General features: G+C 70.0%; 18 protein-coding genes and 1 pseudogene. 12 read left to right on the top strand and 7 right to left on the bottom strand.

All coding sequences use genetic code 11. The features are described from left to right. The 4 genes and pseudogenes from KAK07_RS23035 to KAK07_RS23050 form a co-directional block, all read left to right on the top strand. Window positions 1-495, top strand: a pseudogene (locus KAK07_RS23035) (type I glyceraldehyde-3-phosphate dehydrogenase); the annotation flags it as partial. Beyond that, window positions 492-1,682 (top strand): phosphoglycerate kinase, encoded by a 1,191-nt coding sequence (locus tag KAK07_RS23040; protein WP_210863375.1) that lies wholly within the window; start codon window positions 492-494, stop codon window positions 1,680-1,682. The pseudogene KAK07_RS23035 and the gene KAK07_RS23040, both read left to right, overlap by 4 nt. Before the next feature lie 27 nt (window positions 1,683-1,709). Beyond that, window positions 1,710-2,747: a class II fructose-bisphosphate aldolase gene (fba, locus tag KAK07_RS23045; protein ID WP_210863377.1), complete on the top strand. Its 1,038-nt coding sequence runs from the start codon at window positions 1,710-1,712 to the stop codon at window positions 2,745-2,747. A gap of 7 nt (window positions 2,748-2,754) precedes the next feature. Then, window positions 2,755-3,492 carry an HAD-IA family hydrolase gene (locus KAK07_RS23050; protein WP_210863379.1) on the top strand — a complete coding sequence of 246 codons (738 nt, stop codon included), beginning with the start codon at window positions 2,755-2,757 and terminating at the stop codon, window positions 3,490-3,492. Here the strand turns inward: KAK07_RS23050 and KAK07_RS23055 are convergent. Continuing rightward, window positions 3,477-4,052, bottom strand: coding sequence for an outer membrane lipoprotein (locus KAK07_RS23055; RefSeq protein WP_210853114.1), 576 nt, complete (start codon window positions 4,050-4,052; stop codon window positions 3,477-3,479). The genes KAK07_RS23050 and KAK07_RS23055 overlap by 16 nt on opposite strands. A 204-nt stretch (window positions 4,053-4,256) precedes the next feature. Between KAK07_RS23055 and KAK07_RS23060 the strand changes: the two genes are divergently transcribed. From KAK07_RS23060 to KAK07_RS23075, 4 genes are all read left to right on the top strand, one after another. Then, window positions 4,257-5,972 carry a hypothetical protein gene (locus KAK07_RS23060; RefSeq protein WP_210863381.1) on the top strand — a complete coding sequence of 572 codons (1,716 nt, stop codon included), beginning with the start codon at window positions 4,257-4,259 and terminating at the stop codon, window positions 5,970-5,972. A gap of 22 nt (window positions 5,973-5,994) precedes the next feature. Next, on the top strand, window positions 5,995-9,129 hold the full coding sequence (locus tag KAK07_RS23065; protein ID WP_210863383.1) for a hypothetical protein: 3,135 nt from the start codon (window positions 5,995-5,997) through the stop codon (window positions 9,127-9,129). 7 nt (window positions 9,130-9,136) lie between these two features. After that, window positions 9,137-9,820, top strand: a complete 684-nt coding sequence (locus tag KAK07_RS23070; protein ID WP_210863385.1) for a CpXC domain-containing protein — start codon at window positions 9,137-9,139, stop codon at window positions 9,818-9,820. Window positions 9,821-9,936: 116 nt separating this feature from the next. Beyond that, a complete protein-coding gene (locus tag KAK07_RS23075; RefSeq protein WP_210863387.1) occupies window positions 9,937-10,986 on the top strand; it encodes a hypothetical protein in 1,050 nt (349 codons plus the stop codon). Window positions 10,987-11,098: 112 nt separating this feature from the next. Here KAK07_RS23075 and KAK07_RS23080 read toward each other — a convergent pair whose 3' ends face one another. Continuing rightward, window positions 11,099-11,671 (bottom strand): SEL1-like repeat protein, encoded by a 573-nt coding sequence (locus KAK07_RS23080; protein WP_210853100.1) that lies wholly within the window; start codon window positions 11,669-11,671, stop codon window positions 11,099-11,101. Between the two features lie 189 nt (window positions 11,672-11,860). After that, window positions 11,861-13,687, bottom strand: coding sequence for a serine/threonine protein kinase (locus KAK07_RS23085; RefSeq protein WP_210863389.1), 1,827 nt, complete (start codon window positions 13,685-13,687; stop codon window positions 11,861-11,863). A gap of 209 nt (window positions 13,688-13,896) precedes the next feature. Here KAK07_RS23085 and KAK07_RS23090 point away from each other — a divergent pair, with 209 nt between their 5' ends. Continuing rightward, window positions 13,897-14,466: an OmpA family protein gene (locus KAK07_RS23090; RefSeq protein ID WP_210863391.1), complete on the top strand. Its 570-nt coding sequence runs from the start codon at window positions 13,897-13,899 to the stop codon at window positions 14,464-14,466. Window positions 14,467-14,550: 84 nt separating this feature from the next. After that, on the top strand, window positions 14,551-15,063 hold the full coding sequence (locus KAK07_RS23095; protein WP_210853094.1) for an OmpA family protein: 513 nt from the start codon (window positions 14,551-14,553) through the stop codon (window positions 15,061-15,063). Window positions 15,064-15,084: 21 nt separating this feature from the next. On the opposite strand, the gene KAK07_RS23100 is transcribed toward KAK07_RS23095, so the two are convergent. Together KAK07_RS23100 and KAK07_RS23105 are read right to left on the bottom strand one after the other, a co-directional pair. Further along, window positions 15,085-16,044: a ligand-gated ion channel gene (locus tag KAK07_RS23100; protein WP_210863393.1), complete on the bottom strand. Its 960-nt coding sequence runs from the start codon at window positions 16,042-16,044 to the stop codon at window positions 15,085-15,087. Window positions 16,045-16,078: 34 nt separating this feature from the next. Beyond that, window positions 16,079-17,869, bottom strand: a complete 1,791-nt coding sequence (locus KAK07_RS23105; RefSeq protein WP_210853090.1) for a type VI secretion system contractile sheath domain-containing protein — start codon at window positions 17,867-17,869, stop codon at window positions 16,079-16,081. A gap of 229 nt (window positions 17,870-18,098) precedes the next feature. Between KAK07_RS23105 and KAK07_RS23110 the strand changes: the two genes are divergently transcribed. Then, entirely contained in the window at window positions 18,099-18,695 is a 597-nt protein-coding gene (locus KAK07_RS23110) for a hypothetical protein (protein ID WP_210853088.1), read from the top strand. Between the two features lie 53 nt (window positions 18,696-18,748). Further along, window positions 18,749-20,080, top strand: a complete 1,332-nt coding sequence (locus KAK07_RS23115) for a hypothetical protein (protein WP_210853086.1) — start codon at window positions 18,749-18,751, stop codon at window positions 20,078-20,080. Window positions 20,081-20,123: 43 nt separating this feature from the next. Here KAK07_RS23115 and tssM read toward each other — a convergent pair whose 3' ends face one another. Together tssM and KAK07_RS23125 are read right to left on the bottom strand one after the other, a co-directional pair. After that, window positions 20,124-23,699, bottom strand: a complete 3,576-nt coding sequence (tssM, locus tag KAK07_RS23120; protein ID WP_210853084.1) for a type VI secretion system membrane subunit TssM — start codon at window positions 23,697-23,699, stop codon at window positions 20,124-20,126. Between the two features lie 71 nt (window positions 23,700-23,770). After that, entirely contained in the window at window positions 23,771-25,108 is a 1,338-nt protein-coding gene (locus tag KAK07_RS23125) for a DotU family type VI secretion system protein (RefSeq protein WP_210863394.1), read from the bottom strand.

The raw sequence follows: 25,108 nt of genomic DNA on the forward strand, positions 1-25,108 counted from the left end.
GGCCTGATGACCACGGTGCACGCCGCCACCGCCACGCAGAAGACTGTGGACGGTCCGAGCAACAAGGACTGGCGCGGTGGCCGCGGCATCCTGGAGAACATCATCCCCAGCAGCACCGGTGCCGCCAAGGCGGTGGGCGTGGTGATCCCCGAGCTGAACAAGAAGCTCACCGGCATGGCTTTCCGCGTGCCCACCAGCGACGTGTCGGTGGTGGACCTGACGGTGGAGCTGAACCAGGAAGCCAGCTACGCCGACATCTGTGCCGCGATGAAGGCCGCCTCTGAGGGCGCCATGAAGGGCGTGCTGGGCTACACCGAGGACAAGGTGGTGGCCACCGACTTCCGCGGCGAGCCGTGCACCTCGGTGTTCGATGCCGAGGCCGGCATTGCCCTGGACACGACCTTCGTCAAGGTCGTGGCCTGGTACGACAACGAGTGGGGCTACTCGAACAAGTGCCTGGAGATGGCGCGCGTCATCGGGAAGGACCTGCGATGAAGGTGCTGCGCTTCGAGGACCTGGCGAACGACGGCCAGGCGCGTGGGCGGCGCGTCTTCATCCGCGCCGACCTCAACGTCCCGCAGGACGACGCCGGCCACATCACCGAGGACACCCGCATCCGCGCCTCCGTGCCCTGCATTGCGATGGCGCTGCAGGGGGGCGCCGCGGTGATGGTGACCTCGCACCTGGGCCGCCCCACCGAGGGAGAGTTCAAGCCCGAGGATTCTCTGGCCCCGGTCGCCAAGCGCCTGGGCGAGCTGCTGGGCCGCGAGGTGAAGCTGGTCGCCAACTGGGTGGACGGCGTGGCGGTAGAGCCCGGCGAGGTGGTGCTGCTGGAGAACTGCCGCGTCAACAAGGGCGAGAAGAAGAACAACCCCGAGCTGGCGCAGAAGATGGCCGCACTGTGCGACATCTTCGTGCACGACGCCTTCGGCACCGCCCACCGCGCCGAGGCCAGCACCTACGGCATCGCCCAGTTCGCCAAGATTGCCTGCGCGGGCCCGCTGCTGGCCGCCGAGATCGATGCGATCAGCAAGGCCCTGGCCAACCCGAAGCGCCCGCTGGTGGCCATCGTCGCGGGCAGCAAGGTCAGCACCAAGCTGACCATCCTGCAAAGCCTGGCCAAGAACGTGGATGGCCTGATCGTGGGTGGCGGCATCGCCAACACCTTCATGCTGGCCGCCGGGCTGAAGATCGGCAAGAGTCTGGCCGAGCCCGACCTGCTGGGCGAGGCCACCGCGGTGATCGCCGCGATGAAGGCGCGCGGCGCCGAGGTGCCCATTCCTGAGGACGTGGTCACCGCCAAGGCCTTCGCGGCCGACGCGCCGGCCACCATCAAGGCCGCCACCGAGGTGGCGGATGACGACCTGATCCTGGACATCGGCCCAAAGACCGCGGCGAAGCTGGCCGCGCAACTGAAGGCCGCCGGCACCATCGTCTGGAACGGCCCGGTGGGCGTGTTCGAGTTCGACGCCTTCGCCAAGGGCACCGAGGCCATCGCCCGCGCGATCGCCGAGTCGGACGCCTTCAGCATCGCCGGCGGCGGTGACACGCTGGCGGCGATTGCCAAGTACGGCATCGAGCAGGACGTGGGCTACATCTCCACCGGCGGCGGCGCCTTCCTGGAGGTGCTGGAGGGCAAGACCCTGCCGGCTTTCGAGATCCTCAGCCGCAGGGCGGCCTGACACCCCATTCGCAACCAGGAGACTGCCATGGCACTCATTTCACTGCGCCAGATGCTGGACCACGCCGCCGAGCACGGCTACGGCGTGCCGGCCTTCAACGTCAACAACCTCGAGCAGATCCACGCGATCATGCAGGCGGCGCAGGCCACCGACAGCCCGGTGATCCTGCAGGCCAGCGCCGGTGCGCGCAAGTACGCCGGCGAGGCCTACCTGCGCCACATGGTGCTGGCGGCGATCGAGACGCACCCGGACATCCCGGTGTGCCTGCACCAGGACCACGGCGCATCGCCTGCGGTGTGCATCCAGGCGATCCGCTCGGGTTTCTCGAGCGTGATGATGGACGGCTCGCTGATGGAGGACGCCAAGACGCCGGCCAGCTACGACTACAACGTGAACGTCACCGCCAAGGTCCGCGAGATGGCCCATGCGGTGGGCGTGAGCGTCGAGGGTGAGCTGGGCTGCCTGGGCTCGCTGGAAACCGGTGATGCCGGTGAGGAGGACGGTGTCGGCGCGGTTGGCAAACTCAGCCACGACCAGATGCTGACCGACCCGACCGAGGCGAAGGACTTTGTCGCGCGCACCGGGGTGGATGCGCTGGCGATTGCCATCGGCACCAGCCACGGCGCCTACAAGTTCACCCGCCCGCCCACCGGCGAGGTGCTGGCGATCGACCGCATCGCGCAGATCCACGCCGCCATTCCCCACACCCACCTGGTGATGCACGGCAGCTCCAGCGTGCCGCAGGAATGGCTGGCGATCATCCGCCAGTACGGTGGTGACATCAAGGAGACCTACGGCGTGCCGGTGGAGGAGATCGTGCGCGGCATCGCCAGCGGCGTGCGCAAGGTCAACATCGACACCGACATCCGGCTGGCGATGTTCGGTGCGATGCGCCAGCTCTTCGCCACCCAGCCGGCCGAGTTCGACCCGCGCAAGGCGCTGGCCGCGGCCACCAAGGCGGCGCAGGGCATCTGCCAGGCGCGCTTCGAGGCCTTCGGCTGCGCCGGCCAGGCCAGCCGGATCAAGCCGGTGGCGCTGGACGCCATGGTCCGCCGCTACCAGTGAGACGGGCATGCTGAAGGCCCTGCTGTGGGATGTTGACGGCACGATCGCCGAGACCGAGCGTGACGGCCACCGCGTGGCCTTCAACCTGGCCTTTGCTGAACTGGGCCTGGACTGGGGCTGGGACGAGCGGCGCTATGGCGAGCTGCTGCAGGTCACCGGCGGGCGCGAGCGCCTGCTGGCCGACATGCGCACCCGCGCCGATGCGCCGGCCAGCACCGCCGAGCGCGAGACCTTGGCGCTGCGCCTGCATGCGGCCAAGAACCGCCACTACGCTGCGCTGGTGACGCAGGGCCGCATCGACGCGCGCCCCGGCGTGCTGGGCCTGATGCGCGAGGCCGCGGCCGCCGGTCTGCGCCAGGCCATCGTCACCACCACCAGCCGCAGCAATGTCGACGCGCTGATGCCGCGCCTGCTGGGCGAGGACTGGCGGACCCTGTTCGAGGTGGTGCTGTGCGGCGAGGACGTGGCCCGCAAGAAACCCGACCCCGAGGTCTATGACCGCGCGCTGGCGCGGCTGCGGCTGGCGCCAGGGCAGGCGCTGGCGATCGAGGATTCCTCCCCCGGCGGTCAGGCAGCGCAGGCCGCGGCGGTGCCGGTGATGCTGCGCCCCAGCGTCTACTTCCCGGCGCGCGAACTGCCCGAGGGCTGGCGTGGCTGGTTCTGCGGGCCGCAGCAGGCGCTGAGCGTGCCGGTGCTGCGCGAGCACCACGCGGCCTGCACGGCGCTGGCTCAGCGCGGGGTATAGACCGGCGCGCTGGCGCCAGTGGCCGGCGGCGGCACGGCCGGCCGGGCCGAGAGCACCGGCGGCGGCAGCGTGGGCGCCGCGGGCGCGGCCTGGGCGTTGCCGCCAGCCGCCTTGCTGACCCGGGCGCGGTAACCGTCGCTGACCACGGTGACCGCATCACCGGGCTGGAAGACCTCGGCGCCCTGGCCCTGCACGATCATGCGCTTGTCGCCGTTGCGCATCTGCAGCGTCAGCTCGATGCCGTTGCTGCGCGTGGCGTCGCGCTCGATCGCGTTGCCCAGCATCGCGCCGGCCACGAAGCCGACGATGCTGCCGACGAAGCCGTCACGGTAGCCGCCGATCTGTGAACCCGCGACACCACCCACCACCGCGCCGATGGCCGAGCCGCCGCCGCTCTGGTGGCCGTCAATGGTCACCGGGCGCACGGCCACCACGGTGGCTTCCTGCACCGATTGCAGGCGCTGGGTCTGGTAGACCGGCACCCGGTCCGGGGAGGTGACGACGCAGCCGCCCAGGGCAAGGGTCAGCAGGCTCAGCGGCAACAGGCGCGAAGGGTTCATCACGGGGCAACGATCCAGGGGGGTCTCGGGTTGACAGTGCCGATTGTCGGCGCGGGCGGGCATCGGGGGTGCTGCCCGAATGTCAAGGAATGTGTCGGCCGCCAGGGCCCCCCGCACATGGGGGGCCCGAAAGCTCGGCAGGCGCGGCATCTCGGGGTATTCTGGCCCACGCTGGCGACGCCCTGTGCCGCGCGGAGACCCGAGATGGCCGACAAGATCCTGACCGAAGCCGAGTGGAAGAAGTTTGCCAAGGGGCGCACCGTCAAGGACGCGGCCCTGCTCAAGGCCATGGCCGAGCTGGGCAAGGCCGAGCGCGCCGGGCCGGACGCCGTGCTCAAGGCCCTGGACGAGCTGGAGAAGCAGGCCGACGCGCTGGCCAAGGCCCACAAGGCCGACAAGGAGGTCGCCAGCCAGGTGGCCGACATCGGCAAGGCCGTGGCCAAGCAGCGCAAGCTGTCCGAGCAGGAGGCCAAGGCGGCCGCCAAGGCCCAGGAAGAGGCCGAGGACGACGAGTCCAGCCCGGCCCAGCTGACCACCAAGCTGATCCCGCTGATGCGCGAGGTCCGCAAGGGCAACCCGATGCACGCGCTGATCGCCTTGGGCGGGCCGCTGGCGGCGGTGCTGCTGTCACGCCGCCCGATCACCGCCAGCTCGCGCAAGCTGCTGGCCGGCGAGTTCGACGGCGGCAGCATCAAGTACTTCCCGGCGCAGTGCATCTTCGAGGCCAACAGCCACACCTTCGTGCTGGAGACGCTGCCGGCCGGCATCGCCAAGAAGCTGAAGGCGGCACTGCTCAAGCAGACCGAGCAGCGCTACAAGGTGCGCGCCCGTGGCGCCGACCCGAACGAAGTGGACGACGACGGTGACCTGGTCGAACCCGACGACCTGGCCGAGGACAGCGCCGATGCGCCGCGCTCGCGCGGCGAGGCGCTGGCCGCGCACGCCGACGACGAGCCCGACACGGGCGACACGGCGACGCGCGGAAGTTCCGACGGCGAGCGCACCGACACCCCCACCGATACCTCACCGGACACGCCGTCCGACCCCGTGGCCGACCCGGAGCAGGTCCGCTTCGACGCCCGGCTGCGCGAGATGCGCGCCTCGATCGAGCGGTTCGCGGCCTCAGGCGTGGCCGAGGTGGCCAAGCTCAAGCCCCTGCTGGACTTCGCCACCGGCAAGGCCGCTGAAGGGCTGCACCGCGCTGCCCACCAGGGTCTGGACGCGGTGGCCAAGCTGATCGAGAAGGCGGCCCCCAAGGTCGGTGCCGAGTCCGCGACCGCCGCGGGCGACGGCATGACCGGCTTCAAGTCCCGCATCACCGAGCTGACCGCGGCGCTGAAGACCGCGCTGGACGCCGGCCGCGACGGCGCTGCCGAGCAGCGCGCCCGGATGGCGCAGGCGGTGGCGGCCGCGGGCAAGCAGGCCTTCGACCAGGCCCATGGCCTGCTGGATGAGGTCGAGGCCTGGCTCGGCACCGCCGCGGCGTCGGCCGGTGGCGGCCTGGTGGCGCTGCAGCAGAGCCGGCTGGCCTTGGACGGCCTGCGCCAGCGCGTCAGCGACCAGCTGGACGCGCTGGAGCAGGCGGTGATCGAACAGGTGCGCGCCCACAACGCCGACGCCGACAACGAGGACGAGTTCGACGAGGCCGAACTCACCGCGGGTCTGCGCCGTCTGCACACCCTGCTTGATCGGCTCGACACCCGGCTGATCGACAAGCTCGACGAGGCCCTGTCGGCCAGCGGCGCCGACCGCCAGCAGCGCCACCGCGAGGCCCAGGCCATCGTCACCGAATACCGCAGCTTCGTCGGCTCCGACCCGCTGATCGCCCAGATTGACGCCAACGGCTTCCTCGACACCGCGATCCGCCGCGAGGCCGAACAGACCCTGACGCAGCTGGCCGAGCGCCTGCAGACCGCCTGACGATGCCTGGAGAGACCCCGCCATGAAGCTCAACGCGCTCCAGAAACAGTTCATCACCGGCCAGCTGGGTGTCCAGCCTCGCAAGCGCACCGGCCTGTTCAAGAGCACCGACCAGAAGACCGACGAGGCGATCGGCCAGGCCGCCGAGAACTACACCCGCCGCGAGGGCAAGGTCCTGAAGGACCTGGCCACGCTGGAGAAGTCGGGCGGCCTGGGCGGTCTGATCGCCAGCTTCGAGAACGAGGTCGGCCAGATCCAGAACCGCATCAAGGGCGCCTTGCGCGATGCGGGCGAAGCCGTGCTGCGCGAAGCCTATGAAGCCCTGGACGCGATCAAGCAGGCGGTGCGCAGGGAGGTCGACGCGGAGAAGGCCAACCCCGGCTTCGTGGCCAAGCGCGAGGCGGTCAAGGTCCTGCTCGACAAGCTGGATGCCCACGCCCAGGCGGCCCACGTCAAGCCCTGGACCGACCAGGCGCGCACCGACCATGCCGAGGCGATCCGCCTGAACGACGCCAAGCATTACCCGCAGGCCACGGTCAAGATCGACGCCGCCAAGAAGCGCTGCGACGAGGCCCTGGTGGCGGCCGGCAAGTACAACGACTACCGCATCGCCCGCGCCCCGGCCACCGGCACGCTCAAGACCATGGCGGGCATGTACGCCACCGCGGCCACCTACACCGGCTTCCAGGACAAACTCAATGCGGCCGATGCCAAGGCCACGCTGGCCACCGGCAAGTACGACGAAGCCATCGCCGCGGTCAAGAAGATCGCATCGGACATGTCGAGCACCCGCAAGACCTGGCTGGACGATGACCTCAACAACGCCATCACCGAATTGAAGAAGCCCCCCCAGGCGGACTTCATCAAGGACGACAGCCTGAAGAAGCTGCAGGACATGCTGGCGGCGGTGCCCGGCCAGGTGGCCTCGGGCGACTACGCGGCCTTGAACGTCGTCGATCGCGCCGCCCGGCGCGAGCTGCAGCGCGGCCAGGACATCAAGCAGCGCCGTGAGGCCTTCGTGCAGGCGCGCACCGCCGCCGTCCAGGCGCTGGCGCCGCTCAGGACCTGCGTGCCGCTGGCGGCCCGGGTGGGGCAGCTGGACACCCGGCTGAGCGCCGAGGCCGATCCGGCCGCGTCGATTTCGACCATGCGCTTCGAGGAGGCCATCTCGGTGTGCGATGCGGTGCGCACCGAGGCCCTGGCCCTGGCTCCTGCAGCCGCTTTGGCCACCGCCGTGGTCAACGACCTGGCCGGACTCGACAAGCGGCTGGAGGTCCTGGACCAGCTGGCCGGCACGCGCCGCCCGGCTGCGGCCCTCGAGACCCTCAAGGCACTGCGTCTGAAGGCGGGCGAGCGCGCAGCGCCGGACACGGCCGACTGGGCCGGCGCGCGGGTCTACATCACCCAGTTGTCCACCGAGATGGACAACGCCGAGAACCTGGCCAAGCAGCTGGACGCCACCGCCGGCGTGGCCGACGCGGTCCAGTCGAGCGCCGACGTGACGGCCCTGGGCAAGGCCCTGGAACAGCTGCAGGCGGATGTGGCCAGGCTGGAGGCACCGCCGTTCCCGGACCTGTTGACCAAGGAACTCAAGACCGCGCGCACCCAGCTGTCGCAGGCGCTGAAGCTGCTCACCGAAGGGGCGGCGGACAAGGTGGGCGAGTTGATCGCCCAGGTCGCCCGCATCGTGGCCGACGGCTGGGTACGCCGCGAGCAGCAGCGCAGCGCCGACGAGGCGCTGACCTCGCTGCGCGAGCGGGTCAAGGCGCTGGAAGGCCAGACCAAGGCCGGCAGCTTCAAGGCCCTGGCGGGCAAGGCGGGCGAGCTCAAGGCCGAACTGGCCAAGGCCGAGAAGGCGCACAAGGGCAGCGACGCCACCGCCACCCAGACCGGCATCGCCAGCACGCTGGCGCTGGCCGGCGAGATCGACCGCTGGGTCGAGGACATCAAGGCCTTCGATCTGCGTGCCACCGACCTCGGCCAGCGCAGCCAGGACGCCAAGTCCGCAGGCGCCGACGTCAAGGCCATCGACGCCCTGCTGAAGAAGGCCGCCGAGGCGCTGGCCAAGCTGGATCTGGCGGGGGCGCGCAAGCACCACGACGACGCCGACGCGGAGCTCACCACGCTGCGCGTGCAGTCGCTGGCCAAGGCCAACCCCGATGACCCGGCGGTGGTGGCGCAGGCCGAGGCCCTGCTCAAGTTGCCTGGCGGCGACAAGAAGCTCGACAGCTTCGTGCAGACGCTGGGCAACGAGGCCGATTTCGGCCTGATCTGCAAGCTGGCCGAAAAGCGTTTCGGCATTCAGCTCGATGAGCGCACGCGCACCGCACCGGGCGATGCCACGACCTCGGGCGAGGCCGGCGCCAAGACGGTGTCGGCCAAGGGCATGTGGGAGGCCCTGGCCCAGGTGCCCACCGGCCATGCCAAACAGCCCAGCCTGAAGAAGGTGACGCTCGACAAGCCCAACAGCGATGGCGGCGCCTACAACTGGGCTGACAAGGCCATCACGATGGATGGTCGCCCCGACGACGGCAAGACCGAGAACTTCGACCACGACACCCGGATGAAGGCACTGGGCCACGACAACCAGGACGAGTACGCGCCGATCGACGACACCGGCAAGAACCTGTTCAACATGACCGCCCTGCACGAGATCGGCCACGCGGTGGATGATCGCCTGGGCTTCATGAACGGCAAGATGGGCCAGGCTGCCTTTGGCGGGTGGCGGGTCTACACCGACCTGACGCCGATCGCCCAGGCGGTGGCCGCGGCCAAGCAGTTCGACGAGGGCTTCGTGCGCCAGCTGATCAACGGCCAGGAGCCGGCGCCGGTGGTGATGCCCGCGGACTACCCCGGCGGGGCCGAGAAATGGGCCAAGGCGCGCCAGGCGGTGCTGGAGTGGCACCAGCTCGCCACCAAGGGAAACATCTGGTACAGCTACGCCAAGTCGAAGGCGGCGGCGATCGGCGACGACGTCTACCAGGAGGCCTACGCCAACAATTGGGTCAGCTACAAGCTGGCCGAGCGGGCCAAGGGGGTCACTGGCTACCAATGGCGGGCGCCCGGCGAATGGTTCGCCGAGGTCTACATGTGCTGGCACGGCGGCAAGCTCGACAAGGCCAAGCACCCGTTCAAAGACTGGCTGAACGCCCTCTGAGGTCCGCATGTCGATCTTCCGAACCCTCACAGCCCACTGCTCCGCCTGCGGCGGGGCGGTGCCCGTGGATGTCGTCCTCAGCGTCAATGCCGACCGCCGGCCGGACCTGCGCGAGGCCATCCTGGACAACAGCTTCCAGATGCGGCGCTGCCCCGGCTGCGGCAGCGAGACCCGGCTGGCCCCGCAGTTCCACTACCTGGACCAGAAGCGCGGCCGCTGGATCGCCGCCTGGCCGCGCGAGCGCCTGGGCGACTGGGAGGCCGCGGTCGAGGAATCCCACCAGGCCTTTGACGAGGCCTTCGGCGCGGCGGCGCCGGCAGGCGCGCAGGCCATCGGCCGCGAGCTGTCCTGGCGTGTCACCTTCGGCTGGCCCGCGCTGCGCGAGAAGGTGCTGCTGGCCGGCTCCGGCGTTGACGATGTGCTGATCGAGATGGTCAAGCTGGCGCTGATCCGCGCCGGCGGGCCGGCGCCCCTGCTGTCGGCCGAGTTGCGCCTGCTGAACCTGGCCGATGACGAGCTGGTGTTCGGCTGGCAGGACAACGAGTCCTCGGTCGTGGTCGGCTGGCGGCGCGCGCCGCGCGCGCTGCTGGCCGAGATCGACGCCGATCCGGACTGGGCCGAGATGCGCGGCCGCATCGCCCAGAGCCCCTTTGCCGATGCCACCCGGCTGTTCATGCCGGCGGAGGTCTGACGATGCCTGAACATGATCCCGCTGCAGGCGCCCGATGGCGCCGACGAGACCTGCCCGCCGTCCTGGCTGGTCTGTCCGGACTGATGTCCGCCTTGCCCTCGAAGGGAGCCCCCGCCGTGCATGAGATTCCGCTGCTGCTGGTCGTCGAGCGCCTGACGGTGTCCAACCAACTGAGCGTCAATGGCCTGCCGCTGCGCTGGTTCGCGGCGGTGGAGGCCGGCATGGGCGGCCAGGCCAGCGTGCTGGGCCGGCCGCTGGCCCGCTACGCGGTGCTGCATCCGTATGCGCTGCGCCCGCGTGGCAACCTGCTGGTGCTGGACCTGGGCGCGGTGGGCGACGTGCCGGTGCAAGTCGACCTGCGCCCGGCGATGATGCGCTTCACGCCCGGCCAGCCGCGGGGCACGGTGTATCCGCTGACCGAGCTGGGGCGGCTGTCCCGCAGCGTGGGCGCCGGCTCGGCCGCCCAGCGGCTGGAGCTGGCCTTCGACTGCCCGGGCCTGCCGGCCTGGGACTGGGTGGACGCGCCGCTCATCGACGACACCCCGGCGCGGCGTGAGAGCCTGCAGACGGCCGTGCAGGCGGTCTGGGAAGGCTTGTACCGGGCCGGCAGCGGCACGCCGCCCACGAACTGGGTGGCCTCGGTGCGCGCCAGCACCGCTGACTTCCAGCGCGCCAGCGCCCTGGGCGGCCGGCCGGCCTGGGCACTGGATCGCCTGCTGGAGGTGGCCACCCGGCTGCAACTGCCTGGCGACGAGAGCCCGGAGCAGTTCGTGCGCAGCCTGGAGCGGCCTTCGGGTGGGCGTGACAGCCGCGACGACGCACCGACGGTCGCCGACCTGCCAGCGCGCCTGCCCAACGGCCAGTGGCCCCCGCGTGTGCAGCTGCGCTATCTGTCGGTCTTCGGGCCGCTGACGATGCAGACCATGGCGCAGGGGCGTCTGGCACGCCTGACCGACGCCCACGGCCAGTCACTGATCCAGTTCCAGAGCAACTACCCGGACGGCCCGCGCGGGCGCCCGGAGACGGTGCGCCTGGCGGTGGATCCGCTGTTCCGCCTCAACGCCCGTCAGCAGTGGGAACTGGCGGCGCTGTACCCGACCAGCCTGGCGTCGATCGTGATGACCGACGACTGGCCGCACCAGATGCTGGACAAGCTGCCCTACTGACGAGCCTGTGCCCGGCCCTGCGGGTGCGCAGGGCGGGTCAGCGTGGGCCAGGACAGCCACGGCGGGGCCCGCAGGCCCGGTGTGTCAAGGCAGGACCCGAAGGCCCTGCGTGTCACTTGCGGACGTGGTCGAGCGCCACCGGCGCCACATAGCCCTGCTGGGCGGCGCGGGTCTCGTAGACGGCGGCCTGCGAGGGCTGGCCTTCGCGGCGGAAGAACAGCGCCAGCTCATACGAGGCGTTGTCGCTGCCCAGCTGCGAGGCCAGCTGCAGCCAGCCCACGTAGCGGTGCGGGTCGGCCACCGCGTGGGCGCTGCCCGGCTGGTAGCGGCGCGCCATGCGCAGCGCGGCGTCGGCGTTGCCCAGCGCGGCCTGGCGCAGGTCCTGGCGTTCGCCCGGGTTGTTGCCGGCCACGAAGGCGCTGCGTTGCAGCAGCATCACGTTGGAGCGCAGCAGCTGCGCGGTCCAGGCGGCCTTGCGGCGGGTGTCCCAGGCGTCGGCGATCGCATCGTCACGCTCTTCAACGGCCAGCAGGCGGTCGGCGATGCGCACGATGTCGGCCGGCCAGGTGGCGGCATGCATCTGCTGGCGCAGGTCCTCGCGCGGCGCGGTGGCTTCATTGGCCAGCGTGGCGGTGGAACCCAGCGCGATGAGGAGGGCCAGCAGCAGCCCGGAGGTCTTGTTCACGATCACCTCTTCCGTTGAGCGAGTGTCGCTCCCAACTTCGGCCATCGGCAGCGGAACTTGAGCCGCTGGGGTCGCCCGGACCGGGGCCCTGACGCCCGGCGGGCCGCCTGGCTCATACGGCAGTTTGACCCGAGACAAGTGATTTGTCACGCACCACTGCGTGATCGATACCACGATCGTGGGTGGGCGTTAGCGCACGATGTCCAGGCGGATCTCCGCGGCACCGTAGCGCGCGCAATCGGGCGTGCTGCAGTTGCGCGCCCGGCCGATCAGCGGTGACACGGCGCCCGCCTCCTGCACCACGCGCTGCAGCGTGCCGGCGTCGGTGGGCAGGCTCAGGTAGCCACCTTCCTCGCGGCCACCCCAGGTGGAGAAATCACGCTGCTCGGGGGTGACGATCACCAGCAGGCGGGTCGGCCCGGGCGGGTCGCCGATCGGAATGCGGTCGGGCGGCAGGCGCAGCGGCTTGCCGGCCACCACCGGAATGCTGCGGTGCAGGCTGTCGGGCAGCAGGCGGATCAGGCTGTTGTCCGGACCCAGGGCGAGCACGGTGGCGAAGCCGTTCTGGCTGGACCGCAGACCGAAGACCAGGTCGTCGCGGTCGATCTTGAGCGTGGTCTTGGGCGCACTGGCAGACACCTGGACGTCGGCGTGGGACTCGCGCAGCACGCGGTCGAACTCGCTGGCGATGCTGAGGCTGGCCTGGGCGGCCGGCGCGGGCGGCGTGGCCACCGGGGTGGCGGCCGGGGTCGTCTCAGGTGCGCTGGCCATAGCCACCGGCGGCGGGGCCGGGGTGGCCACGGTATCGATCGGGGCGGCGCTGGCGGCCGCGCTTGGTGCGGGGGCCGGCGCCGGCGACCGCCCCAGCGCCAGGTAGCCCACGGCGCCCAGCACCGCCAGACCGGCCACGCCGGCGCCCACCCACAGGCCCATGCCGCGCTTGGCCGGTGCCGGCGCGGGGGCGCTGGTGGGGCTGGCCCGGCTGGGGGCCGGCGCGGAGGGCATCAGCGTGACACCGGCGCCGAAGCTGCCCGCCTCACCCAGGCCCAGGTCGGCCCGGAAGTCGTCGATGGAGGGCGTGCGCTGGTCCGGCAACACGCCCAGCGCCTTGTCGATCGCGGTGAGGAAGGACTCACTGTACTGGCCGGCGTGGGTCTGCGCGATGGGCTTGTAGCCATCGGTGACGATGCGGCTGACCGACGGCGGCGGCGTGCTGCCGGTGATCGCGTAGTAGATCGACGCGGCCAGCGCATAGACATCGGTCCAGGGTCCCTGCTTCAGGTCGGGCGATTCGGCGTACTGCTCGACCGGCGCGTAGCCCGGCTTCAGGATCACGGTCAGCGCCTGGGTCATGTCGCCGATCACACGGCGGGCGGCGCCGAAATCCAGCAGCAGCGGCCGCTCGCTGCCGGCCAGCAGGATCACGTTGTCGGGCGCGATGTCGCGGTGGAAGCAGTTCTCGCGGTGGATCACCGCCAGCGCCTCGGTCAGCGGCGCCAGCAGGGTCATCAGCCAGGTTTCGTCGGGGGCGCTGCCGTGGTTGCGCAGCCAGTCCTTCAGCGTGATGCCCTCGTAGAAGGGCATCACCATGTAGGCGGTGCCGTTGGCTTCCCAGAAGCGGTAGACCTTGACCAGCGAGGGGTGGTCGAACTGGGCCAGCAGCTTGGCTTCGTTGATGAAGCTTTTCATGCCGGCGGCGAAGGTGTCCTGGTGCCGCTGCGACTTGACCTGCACCTGGGTGGCGCCCACCCGCATGGCCAGCGAGGAGGGCATGTACTCCTTCAGCGCCACGCGGCGCTCCAGCGAATGGTCCCAGGCCAGGTAGACGATGCCGAAGCCGCCTTCGCCCAGCACGCCGGTGAGCTCGAACTCGCCCAGGTAGGTGCCGATGGGCAGGTTGCTGCCGCCGTCCTGGGGGGCGGGTGCCGGCGCGGGGGGCGCGGCCGGCGTGGGGGCGCTGGACGCCCCCACGGGGCGGATGACGGTGCGGTCGTCGTCGTCGGAAGGCAGGGTCATGGACGAGCGGGCAGTTGGGGGCGAGCGGCGGCGTGCCGATTGTCACGCTTCAGGCGCACAATCGACGCCCGGCGCTGCGTCGGGCGTGGACGTCCCCACTTTACGGGGGGGGCGTCAACGCGGATTAGCGTTGGATTGTTTTAGCATTTCACAGTTGATCACAAATGCCTGTCCTGCGGGGCGGCAGCATCCCGAACTGGGGGTCCCCGATGAAACAAGTTGCTCGCGGCGTGCAGCGTTCGCTGCCCGTGCTGGCCTGGCTGGCCGCCGCCGTGCTGTCGCTGCCTGTCCAGGCAGCGGAAGGCAGTGTCGAGCTGGGTGCCGGCGTGCCGACCGTGAAGGATGTCGAGCAGGGTCTGTTCCCCGACGATGTCTGTGAAGACCTCAAGGCCAGCGGCTTCAAGTGCATGGGCTTCAAGCCGCCGGTGCGCTTCGTGCTGCCCACCACCTCGTTCCAGGTCGGCTCGTCCGCCTTGCCCGATGGCCTGAAGAAACAGCTGGATGTGTTTGCCCAGGTGCTGAAGGGCAAGAGCGGCTCGGCGCGCGCCGTGCGCATCGAGGGCCATGCCGACGCCTCGGGCACGCCGGAGGTCAACGAGGCGCTGTCACTGCGCCGTGCCGAGGCCGCGCGCGATTACCTGGTCAGCAAGGGCGTGTCGCCCGACCTGCTCAAGCCGGTGGGCATGGGCAGCAAGGCGCTGGCCGTGGGGGACCAGCCGATGTCGCCCAAGAACCGCCGCGTCGAGATCGGGCGCGAACAGCCGCCCCAGTCCCCCTGACCGCCGACCGGCCAGTCCCTGAACCCGCTTGATTCGATGGTGATTCCGATGCGTGCTGCTGCTTCTCTCCTCCGCTGTGCTTCCGTGGTCCTGGCCCTGGGCTGTGTGGGGGTACAGGCATGGGCCGCCGATGACGGCGTCGAGCTGGGCAACAAGGTGCCCAGCGCCACCGACATCGAGCAGGGCCTGTTCCCGGACGACGAGTGCGAGCAACTGAAGGCCGCGGGCTTCAAGTGCATGGGCTTCAAGCCGCCGGTGCGCTTCACGCTGCCGGCCGCCACTTTCAAGCTGGGATCGGCCGAGCTGCCCGACGTGCTGCGTCAGCAGCTGGACGCCTTTGCCAACGTGCTGCGCAACCGCCGCGCCACCGACCGCAAGGTGCGGGTGGAAGGCCACGCCGACGCCTCGGGTGACATGGCTGCCAACCTGGAGTTGTCGCAGCGCCGCGCCGATGCCGCCAAGCAGTACCTGGTCGACAAGGGCGTGAACCCCGACCTGGTGATGGCCGTGGGCATGGGCGCCAAGCAGCTGAAGGACCCGCGCAATCCCAATGCGGCCGAGAACCGCCGCGTGGTCATCGGGCGCGAGCAGCCCTGAGGGGCTGCCCGCCGCCGGGCCTTACATCGACCGGTAGATCGTCCAGCCGGCCCAGCCGTAGAACAGCAGCGGCATCACGACCAGCACGATCCGGTCGATCTTGAAGGCCAGCTCCTCGCGGCCGGTCACCTCGAACTTCAGCGCAATCGCTGAAATCAGCAGGCTCACGAAGATGAAGGCCAGCGCCACCATGTGCATGTGGTCGGCCAGCGTCATCACGCCGGAGTCGGGCACCGAGCCGGCCGCCACGAAGGCGCTGGCCGCCACCGCGAACAACGAGCCCACGCCCATGCCGAAGCGTGCATCCAGGTCGGACGGCTTGACCATGAAGGCCACGAAGGCCACAGCGGTGGCCAGCAGCACCGTGCTCAGCAGCTTGAAGGCGCTGCCGAAGGTCTGACGGTCCAGGTCCAGCGCGAACGAGAAGCGCGAGAAGTCGGACCGCGCTTCCGACGACAGCGACGGGTCGCCGTAGTTGCTGTGGTAGGTCATGGTGCTGACCTGGGTGGCGAAGTTGCTGGGCACCCAGCCGGCAATCGTCATCTCGTCGCCCAGGCGCGAATTCGGCTTGTCGTCGACGAACACCATGTCATCGGCGCCCAGATTGCTGTCTTCGATCGCGATCTTGATGCGGTGGCGGTCGAAGGGGTAGCTCACCAGGTCCCAGGGCTCGTTGATCGTGGCCACGATGCGGGCACTGGCGTAGTGCTCACCGTTGACGACCTTCTCGACGACGCTGGACTTGTCCTCGATCTTGCCGTTGACCAGCTCGAAGCTCTCCAGCGGCTTGTAGTCCTTCAGCGCGTCGGTCTCGCGCCAGCGGAACCAGATGAAGAAGTCCATCGTGTACTTGTTGGCCCGGAAATCCAGGTCGCGCACTTCCTTGACATAGCTGCCGATCGTCACCGGTGACGGTGCCGCCTGGGCCGTGGGTCCGAACAGCAGCCCCGCCAACAGGGCGAGCAAGGCATACCAACGCATGAACATCCTCCGTGTGTGTCGTCGATCCGTGTGATCAGCCCAGCGACTTGAGCAGCGCCTCGAGGTCGGGGTCCATCGCCGGCTCCTCCGCGGCGGGCTCGGCCGGCGTGTCCAGGCTGGCCAGCAGCGCGGCCAGTTCGTCGTCGACGGCCGAGGCGGCCTCTTCAGCGGCCGGCGCGGCGGTTTCGGTCGCGTCGCTGCTGCTGTCCTCGGGCGCATTGGCGGTGTCGTCGCTGTCGGCTTCCTCGGTGCGCATCGGTGTGCTGACCGTCACCGTGCCGCCACCGCGCGCCTCGGGTGTCCAGTCGGTCTTGACCGGGGTCTTGCTGTGCACCGAACCACGCTCCACCACCAGGCCCGAGCGCGGCGCGGCCTGCGTGGCCAGGCCGTCGCCATTGATGGCGGTGACGCCGGTCAGGCGCACCAGCGGCTGGCCCTTGAAGGCCATCAGGCCATTGATGCCCATGTCGCGCAGCAGCGTGGCCACGGTGGTGCTGACCAGGCGCTCGGTGCAGGGCAGGGCGGTGGAGTCGCCGTCCTCGTCCAGGTAGTGGTGGAAGGGCAGGTCGTTGATGGTGAGCTGCGCGCCGCGCACGCACAGCACGCACAGCGCCAGCAGCGCCGGATGGCCCCACAGCATGCTGCGCAGGCCGCTCTGGCGGGTGAATTCCTCGTAGGCGAAGCTGCTGATCGGCTCGCTCTTCTTGCCGTAGGGGTGGCGCAGCAGGAAACGGGGGCCGAACAGGCCCAGGAACGAGGCCTGGGGGGACTCGCGCAGCGCCTTCACCGTGTCGCGCACCAGCCGGTGCGGCGGCTCCTTGCGGTTGCTGAAGGCGGTGGTGTCGATCGCGCTGAGGAAGGGCGCACCGGCCGCCGCGCCCAGCATGGCGGCGCGGCCCAGCAGCTCCAGCTGCGGCGGTGTGGCCTCGAAGTGGTAGCAGCCCACGATGTAGCTGTAGCCGCCGTCCTCTTCCTGCGAGGGGGTGTCGACCAGCAGCTTGTACAGGCCGGACTCGCACAGGTCGTCGTGGCTGCTCAGGTCGGCGGCGAACTCCTCGGCACTGACATCGATCAGGTGCACCTGCAGCTGGTGGCTGGTTTCCAGCCGGCGCAGCAGGAAGTCCACCCCGCGCCAGAGCGACTCCATGTTCTGGAAGTCGGGCTGGTGCAGCACCGCGGTCATCGCGTCGCTCAGGGCCGCATCGACCGCGGCCAGCAGCCGGGCCTTGTCCGGGCTGTCGGCCGGCGTGATGAAGGGGCCGATGATCCGGCGCAGCAGGCCGTCGATCTCGGTGTCGGCCTCCTGGGCGCGCGACGGGCGACCGGTCAGGCGGGCGAAGTCGTCCAGCGTGCCGCTGACCGACAGCGCCGCGCCCTGGGCACGGGAGTGACGGCTGACCGCCGAGGCCTTGCGCAGCGCCTCATCGCCCCAGGACTGCACCTCGGCCGCGGCCTTGGCAAAGGTGGAGGGATTGTTCAGGCGCCGGCGCAGGTCGGACAGCGCCGAGAAGACCTCGACGTTCTGGTAAAGCTCATCGGGGTGGAAGGACTCGGTGTCGGTGATCGGCACCTCGACCGCCGCGCCCTCGGCGCCGATGGGCAGGGTCAGCGTCAGGCCCAGGCGGCCGATCGCGTCCTCCAGCGTGTCGAACTCGACCTTCAGCGGCTTGCGCCGGCCCAGCGCGTCCGCGGCGTCCAGGCGGCCGGCCAGCGCGCCGCCACCGAAGTCGCCCAGCAGTGCCACGCGCAGTGGCCGCTTGGCGGCCCAGGTCGGCGGCTGGGTGGTGAGGTGGCCGAAGTTCGGTTGCCAGGCGTCGTCGCTCATGCGCTGCGTGCTCCAGAGAGGGTCGGCGGGGATGGTCAGCTTGGACTGTCGCCGCCCGCCCGCCCGGCGTCAATGCACTGACCACCGATGCGGCGCCGACGACACACCCAGTGTGAGCTGTCGCTGCCGTTAGCCCCGATTAGCGGGCGAAGTGCTGCAATCGGCAAGCCCATGGACTGGGGAGCAACCGCGCCGCTGGTGCCAGGGCATCAACCCGGAGCGCGCACCCATGGCCAAGCTGCACCTGACCTTCACCCCCAAGCTCGGCTCCAAGCCGGTGAAGAACACGCCCATGGTGACCCACACCCAGCTGGCCGAGGCCATCCGCCTGCGCTCGATGGTGATCGACTGGAGCAAGTCGGGCATGGCCGCGGCGATCATCGACGAGGTCAAGTCGGCCATCAAGGTCGAGGCGGTGCGCAGCGGCATCAAGTCCTCCGAGCTGACCGGTCTGCCGTCCAAGGAATACTCGGGCAAGCATGAGCTGTATGTCTATGTGGGCGACGACAAGGCCACCAAGATCGATCTGACGATCGAGCCCGAGCCCAAGCTCGACATCGCCAAGGAATGCCCGCTATTCGCCAAGACCAAGGGCGCCAAGGCCAACAAGGAATACCTGGGCGGCGGCGAGGACGAGCCGCATGTGCACGTCTACGGTGGCGGCTTCCATCTGAAGCTGGGCAACAAGCGCTTCAACATCGTCCAGAAGGGCGTGCTCTACGAGGAGCAGCTGAAGGACGCCCACGCGGCGCTGAAGTCGCATGCGCTGAAGGACACGCTGGCGCCGTTCGTGGCCGCGGCGCTCGACAAGTTCGGCATGCTCTGACCTGGCCGCAGCCCACCCCTCACCGCATCACCCCCACTGAGAGGCAACCCACCATGGGATACGAAGCTGAATTCAAGGCTGTGCGCAAGGAGCGCGTGACGGCGCTGCAGAAGCTCAAGCCGGGCTCCGTCTTCGAGGCCTTCGTTGGCGAGGAGAAGATGGTCACGCAGTTCAAGGCGCTGGACAACGCCGGCGACGACGCGAAGAAGCTCGTCGACGCGCACGGTGATGCGGCCAAGTACTTCAAGGTCTGGGTCAACAAGATCCGCGAGCAGCTGAAGAAGGAAAAGGGCGATCAGAAGGCCCTGGGCAAGATCGTCGACGGGCTGGAGGACGACGTCCAGAAGCTGCTGCAGGAGATCGAGCTCAAGGCCAAGCGGCTGCAGACCATGGCCGAGGGCCCCGAGGGCGGCAAGGCGGTGGTCGACAAGATGGTCGAGGGGGTGCGCCAGAAGAAGCTCAAGGCGGCGCTGGCGCACTTCGAGGAGCGTCGCCGGATCCACCTGGCGGCGATCGAGAACATCGAGAAAGAGGTCAAGTCCGCCGGTCCGCAGATGCGCAAGTGGCACGAGACGGCGGCCGCCGCGGTCGGGCAGGCGCTGGGCCTGGCCAAGCTGGGCCGCCTGAACGACGCCCGCAAGGTGGCCGACCTGGCCCTGAAGTCCGCCGACGAGGCCGAGAAGACCGCCAAGGCGCTGCATTCGGCCTACGAGCTGCGCATCACCAAGGCCTTCCAGTCGGACCGCAACCGCGGCTTCCTGACCTATTGCGACGGCGGCGAATTCGACCTTCAGGAAGACCAGAAGCCCGAGTTCCTGAAGGGCCAGATCGGCATCAATGCGATCTTCAGCAAGGCCCAGCACCTGGGCAAGCAGGTGCTGGGGATGATCGAAGAGTACGAGCAGCTGGCCGAGGACACGCGCGTGGCCGCGACCGAATCCGACGAGGCCGCCAAGTTGAAGGACATCCGCGGCATGGTGCTCAAGGGCCTGCAGCAGGCCCTGAACAAGGGCAAGGGGCTCGCCGCCAACATCAACGAGCAGTACGAGACCGAGACCAACTCCGGGCTGACGCACTCGACCAAGGAATACATCGAGCAGTGGCAGACGCCGTCCAAACAGCCCGGTCTGCGCGAGTCGATGCCGCCCAAGATCACGGCCTGGCAGGCCAAGATCAATGCGCTCCAGCAGGAGGTCAATGTGCTGGAGTCACTGGCCAAATCGCAGATCGCCAAGCTGCCCAAGGACCTCAGCAGTCAGCCCGAGTTCAAGTCGATCAGCGCCGAGTTGCTGCAGCTCACCATCGCCGCCAAGCGCCAGGTGACCAGCTTCACCCGAAGCGGCGAGGACTACATCAGCCAGATGGAGAAGCTGCTGAAGGGCTGATCGGCCCACCGGGCCGGGCCCGACAGGGCCGGCCCGGCCGGGCTCAGAGTGCGTCAGGACAGCGGAAGCCGCTCATCTCGCGCAGCCGCAGCGGGTTGAGCGCACTGCCCGAGATCACCTCCATACGCAGCTTCTTGCCGTCCACGGTCATCACGACGGCGAACTTCTCGGGCTGCGGCGAAGGCTGGATCTCGAAGCTGTTGAACAACCGGAACAGCGCCCACGGACCTTCGAACAACTGCGGCGTGGTGCCCGGGCCCCCGCTGAGCTTGATCTGCGAGGCCACCTTGGTGCTGGGCCAGGTGATGGTCTGCGCGGCGGTGTTGCCGGGGGCGAACTTCAGCACCTGGCCGTCGATGTCGATGTCGACTTCCTTCAGACCCTCGGCCATCTCCACCACGCGCACATCCACCTTGAATCCGGGCTGCTTGCCGCCGGAGCGGAAGAAGGCCTCGCGGATCTTGGCGGCGCGCTGGAAGTCGGCCAGCGCGGCGCCGCCGGGCGGGCGGGTGCCGTCGGTCAGCGGCTTGAAGGTCCAGGGCGTGACGCCGGTGTCGACCAGCGTGGCCAGGCGGCGGTTGTAGAAGTCGTCGAGCTGGCCGCCCACGCCGAACATCTGGCCGAAGTCGTCGGGCAGCACGTCGGACTTGGAGCCCGGCGCGAACGGGAAGCGCCCGGCGATCGTGCGCTGGCACTGCTCGGCGATGGGTTTCAGCTCGGCGCTCAGGCCCTGGCGCTCGGCATTGCGGCTTTGCGCGGCACCGGCGCTGCCCAGGGCCTCGAGGATGGACTTGATCGGCTCGGGCTGCAGGCCGGCCGCGGCCTTGGCGGCGTCGCTGCCACCACCGCCGCCGCCAGCGGGCGGCGCGCTCTTGCTCTTCTGCGCGGCGGACACCGCGTTGAGCTGCACATAGACCTCGTTGAACAGCTTGCCCACCTCCTCGATCGGCGCCGGCTGGCCCTGCAGCAGGCGGTGGATGTGCGCGAAGTGGTCGTCGACCATCTGCTCGAGCGGGTCGCCGTCGGCCTTGGCGGCGGGGTCAGGCGCCTTGCCCACCAGCGCGGCCATGTCCTCCTTGGCCTTGCCGGCCTTGCTGAGCAGGCCGCCGGCCACGCTGTCGGCGCGGGCCTCGTCGCGCGCCTTGACCGCGGCGCCCAGCTGCGTCTCACGCGTGACGGCGCGGATCCAGGCCATCAACGGTGAATCGGGCGCGGCCAGCACCCGGGCCACGGCCACGCTGCGGTCGATGCCGTCCAGGCGCACCAGGCGCACATCCTTCAGGTAGGCGTCCCAGACCTTGATGTATTCCTGCAGGTACAGGCGCCGGATCTTGGCGTCCAGCTCGTTGCCGGCCAGCATGTTCTTGGCCGCGTCCTTGACGCCACCGGGCGACGCGGGCGTACCCAGCACCCACTCCTGCTCGGCGGCCAGTGTGGGCGTGACCCTGGCCACGGCCTTGGTGAAGCCCTTGAAGTAGCCGTCCTTGGTGAACAGGCCCGGCACGCCCTTGGTGATCGGCTGGCCGCTGGCACGCTCGAAGACCTGGGCCGAGTTGGGGCCACCTGCAGCGGCGATCGAGATCTCGGGGAAGTCGCTGCCGGCACCGGCGCGGCGCAGGCGGCTGAAGATGCGGTACTCCAGCGGGTAGGCCACCAGCATCTCGCGCACGTTGGCCACCAGGGTCTTGTCCATCGGCGCGATCGCCTGCGGCGCACCCTGGGCCAGCGCGTTGGCCAGGTGCACACCCAGTGCGGCGCGCTTGGCGTCGTTCAGCGTGCCGGCCAGGTTGGCGTCCCAGTCCAGCGTGACCCAGGCGTGCAGCGACTCGGCGTCGAAGCGCTCGGGCGTGTAGAGCATCACGTAGGCCTTGAGCGCCTCGTAGGCCAGCTCCAGGTTGTCGCGGTTGGCGGCGCGCAGCCGCTCTTCCAGGCGGCGCACCACCCGCGGCAGCAGCGCGTGGTCCAGCAGGTGGCGGTAGCCGGTGTCGGCGCCGGCCTGCAGGTAGCGGCCCTGGTACAGGCCCAGGCCGTTGAGCAGGGGCACATTGTCGTGGTCGAAACCGGCCGGCGTGGCGGCCTGGTTCAGCAGGTCCAGCACCGCGGGCAGGGTGCCGAAATCGCTGCTGGCGTTGGGCACCACGGTGTCCACGGCGGCCTTCAGCTCGGGCAGCTTGCCTTCCACCTCGGCCACATAGGCCTGGTTGCGCCACAGGCTGACCACCCAGCCGGCCAGCAGCGCCACCGAGGTGAGGCCCAGCACGCCAAAGCCCGCCAGGCGCAGGCGACGGCGGCTGGCGGCCACCTGCTTGTTCTCGCCAGCCAGGCCCTGCTCGACGAAGATCACGTCCTTCAGCAGGCGCGCCAGGAAGAAGCTCTTGCCGCGCGACGAGGCGATCCCCGCCGCCTTCTGGTCCACGCCGAAGGTGCGCGCCAGCGTGCCCAGCACGCGGTCGATCGGCGAGCCCTCCTGGGTGCCGCTGGTGAAGTAGACGCCGCGCAGCAGCGCGCGCTCCTCCAGGCTGCCGCCGCCGTCGAAGACCTGCTCCAGGAAGCCGCCCAGCAGGCCCTTGAGGCCGCCGAACTGCTGTGGGAAGGTGAAGACCGCGGCGCGCTTCATCACGTCGCGCTCGGCCTGCAGGGCATCGAGCAGGCGATCGCGCAGGCGCTTCTCCAGCGCCGCGAACTCGGCCGGAAAGGACTGCATCGGGTTGTCCAGCCCGCGCGGATCGTGCGGGAAGCTGAAGCCCCAGACCTGGTCGCGCTCTTCCTTGGCGAACTCGCCGAAGGTTTCGTTGAAGCCGGCGATCAGGTCGGTCTTGGTGACCATCACATAGACCGGCGGGCGGATGCCCAGGCGCTGGTGCAGCTCCTGCAGCCGGGTGCGCAGGCGCGCCGCGTGGTCCTTGCGGTCGGCCGGGCTCTGCTGCAGCAGGTCCTGCACGTTGACGGTGAGGATGACGCCGTTGATGGGTCGGCGCGGGCGCGACTTCTTCAGCAGGCCCAGGAAGTTCTCCCAGGCGGTGGCGTCGACCTTCTCGTCGGACTTCTGCAGCGTGTAGCGCCCGGCAGTGTCGATCAGCACCGCTTCGTCGGTGAACCACCAGTCGCAGTTGCGGGTGCCGCCAACGCCCTTGATCGCGCCCTGGCCCATCTTGCCGGCCAGCGGGAAGGTCAGCCCGGCATTGAGCAGCGCGGTGGTCTTGCCCGAGCCGGGTGCGCCGATGAAGATGTACCAGGGCCGCTCGTAGAGGTAGCCGCCGCGGTTCAGGAAGGAGCGCTTGCCGCTCTGCCTGGCGCTGTCCTCCAGCGTGGCCAGGGCTTCGGTGAAGCGCTTGTCGAGTTGCTCGGCCTCGCGGTCGCTGGCCGAGGGGCCGCCTTGCAGGCCGCGCACCATGGCCGTGCTGTTGCGTTTGCGGCGCCAGGCCCGCAGCGCCACGATCAGGCCGATGAACACCGCCAGGCCCGCGATGGTCCACAGGCGCGCGCCAGCGCCGTCGAGCGGGTGGTCGTCATTCCAGGACAGGACCGGGCCCACCCACCAGACCAGCGCGGCCAGGGCCAGGAAGCCGTAGAGCACCAGCAGCAGCGGGTGGAAGAGGATCTGCAGGACTTTTTTCATGCGCTTGTCTTCGACGTGCGTTCAGCGTGCGAGCGTGCGTTCAGCCTTCGCGGGGCGGGCGTGCCGGGCGCTCACGGGGCGTTCTGGGCCACGAACAGGGTCACCACCACGCGGCGGTTGCGCGCGCGGCCGGCGGGTGAGCCGTTGTCGGCCACCGGTTCGGCGTCGGCGCGGCCCTCGGCCTTCAGCCGCGACAGCGGCACGCTCTGACCCAGGTCCTGGCGCACCGCGTCGGCGCGGTCCTGAGACAGGTGCCAGTTCGACGGATAGCGCAACGTGCGGATCGGCTGGTTGTCGGTGTGGCCGGTGATCAGCACCTGGCCCGGGGTTTCGGACAAGGCCTTGGCGATGCGGCCCAGCAGCGGGCGCACGCTGTCGGAGATCTGCGCGCTGCCGGGCTCGAAGAAGCCGTCGCCGCGGATCGTCACCACCGAGCGGTCGGCCAGGTCCTGCACGCTGACCAGGCCGGCGTCGATCTCGGCCTTCAGGAAGGTGGCCAGGCGCGGTTTGGGGGCCGGCGGCGGAGGCGGTGGTGCCTGGATCGTGGCGGCCTTGACGTCCAGCGCTGCCAGAGCGCTGAACACCGGGTCGGCCTTGTCGGCCAGGCGCAGGCGCAGGCCCAGGAAGACCATCGCCAGCACCAGCGCGGTGACCGAGGCGATGACCCACATCGGCAGGCCATCGGTCAGGCGCTCGCCCTCGGTGGGCACACCCTGCCAGCGCGGCGACAGCGTGCGCTCCTGGGCGGGCTTGCCCTGGCGCAGCATCTGCGCCAGGCGGTCACGCACGCTGTCGAGCTGGGCGCGGCCGTTGTCGAGCACGCGGTAGCGGCCCTCGAAGCCGAAGCTCAGCACCACGTACAGCAGCTCCAGCAGGTTGCGGTTGGCGTCCACCTTCTCGGCCAGCTTGGACATCAGCTGGAAGACCTTCTCGCCGCCCCAGGTCTCGTTGTGGAACTGCACCAGCAGGCTCTGCGCCGACCACACACCCGAGCCGCCCCAGGGCGTGCTGGCGGCCATCTCGTCGAGCAGCGTGCACAGGATGTAGCGCGCGGCGATCACCTGCTCATTGGGCAGGCCCTGGGCGCGGGCCTGGGTTTCGAACTTGCGGATGCCCTCGGCCAGCGATTCCTTCAGGCCCGCCGGGTTGGGGTGGCGCGCGGTGGTGCGCACCCGCGGCGCCGCCGCCAGCAGCGGCACGGCCGCGGCCACCAGCGGGTTCAGGCTGGCGGTCATCAGCGCGTCCATCGCCATCGGCGCGTCGCGGCCACCGGCCGCGGTGGTGGCGGCCGCGGGCGCCGGCGCACCCGGGTCGGCGGGCGTGCCCGGTCGGGCGCCGCGCCCGGCGGCGGGCTTGATCACGGTGCGGTCGGAGCCGAAGGCGGCAAACGGATCGTCCTGGTCGCTCAT

The sequence above is a fragment of the Ideonella alba genome, from assembly GCF_018069875.1.
GTDB lineage: Bacteria > Pseudomonadota > Gammaproteobacteria > Burkholderiales > Burkholderiaceae_C > Ideonella > Ideonella alba.

Bases quoted from the DNA above. Each gene is read 5' to 3' on its own strand.
- KAK07_RS23050 (WP_210863379.1), top strand. From the start codon at position 2,755: ATGCTGAAGGCCCTGCTGTGGGATGTTGACGGCACGATCGCCGAGACC.
- KAK07_RS23070 (WP_210863385.1), top strand. From the start codon at position 9,137: ATGTCGATCTTCCGAACCCTCACAGCCCACTGCTCCGCCTGCGGCGGG.
- KAK07_RS23065 (WP_210863383.1), top strand. From the start codon at position 5,995: ATGAAGCTCAACGCGCTCCAGAAACAGTTCATCACCGGCCAGCTGGGT.
- tssM (WP_210853084.1), bottom strand. From the start codon at position 23,699: ATGAAAAAAGTCCTGCAGATCCTCTTCCACCCGCTGCTGCTGGTGCTC.
- KAK07_RS23110 (WP_210853088.1), top strand. From the start codon at position 18,099: ATGGCCAAGCTGCACCTGACCTTCACCCCCAAGCTCGGCTCCAAGCCG.
- KAK07_RS23105 (WP_210853090.1), bottom strand. From the start codon at position 17,869: ATGAGCGACGACGCCTGGCAACCGAACTTCGGCCACCTCACCACCCAG.
- KAK07_RS23100 (WP_210863393.1), bottom strand. From the start codon at position 16,044: ATGCGTTGGTATGCCTTGCTCGCCCTGTTGGCGGGGCTGCTGTTCGGA.
- fba (WP_210863377.1), top strand. From the start codon at position 1,710: ATGGCACTCATTTCACTGCGCCAGATGCTGGACCACGCCGCCGAGCAC.
- KAK07_RS23060 (WP_210863381.1), top strand. From the start codon at position 4,257: ATGGCCGACAAGATCCTGACCGAAGCCGAGTGGAAGAAGTTTGCCAAG.
- KAK07_RS23085 (WP_210863389.1), bottom strand. From the start codon at position 13,687: ATGACCCTGCCTTCCGACGACGACGACCGCACCGTCATCCGCCCCGTG.
- KAK07_RS23055 (WP_210853114.1), bottom strand. From the start codon at position 4,052: ATGAACCCTTCGCGCCTGTTGCCGCTGAGCCTGCTGACCCTTGCCCTG.
- KAK07_RS23115 (WP_210853086.1), top strand. From the start codon at position 18,749: ATGGGATACGAAGCTGAATTCAAGGCTGTGCGCAAGGAGCGCGTGACG.
- KAK07_RS23125 (WP_210863394.1), bottom strand. From the start codon at position 25,108: ATGAGCGACCAGGACGATCCGTTTGCCGCCTTCGGCTCCGACCGCACC.
- KAK07_RS23090 (WP_210863391.1), top strand. From the start codon at position 13,897: ATGAAACAAGTTGCTCGCGGCGTGCAGCGTTCGCTGCCCGTGCTGGCC.
- KAK07_RS23040 (WP_210863375.1), top strand. From the start codon at position 492: ATGAAGGTGCTGCGCTTCGAGGACCTGGCGAACGACGGCCAGGCGCGT.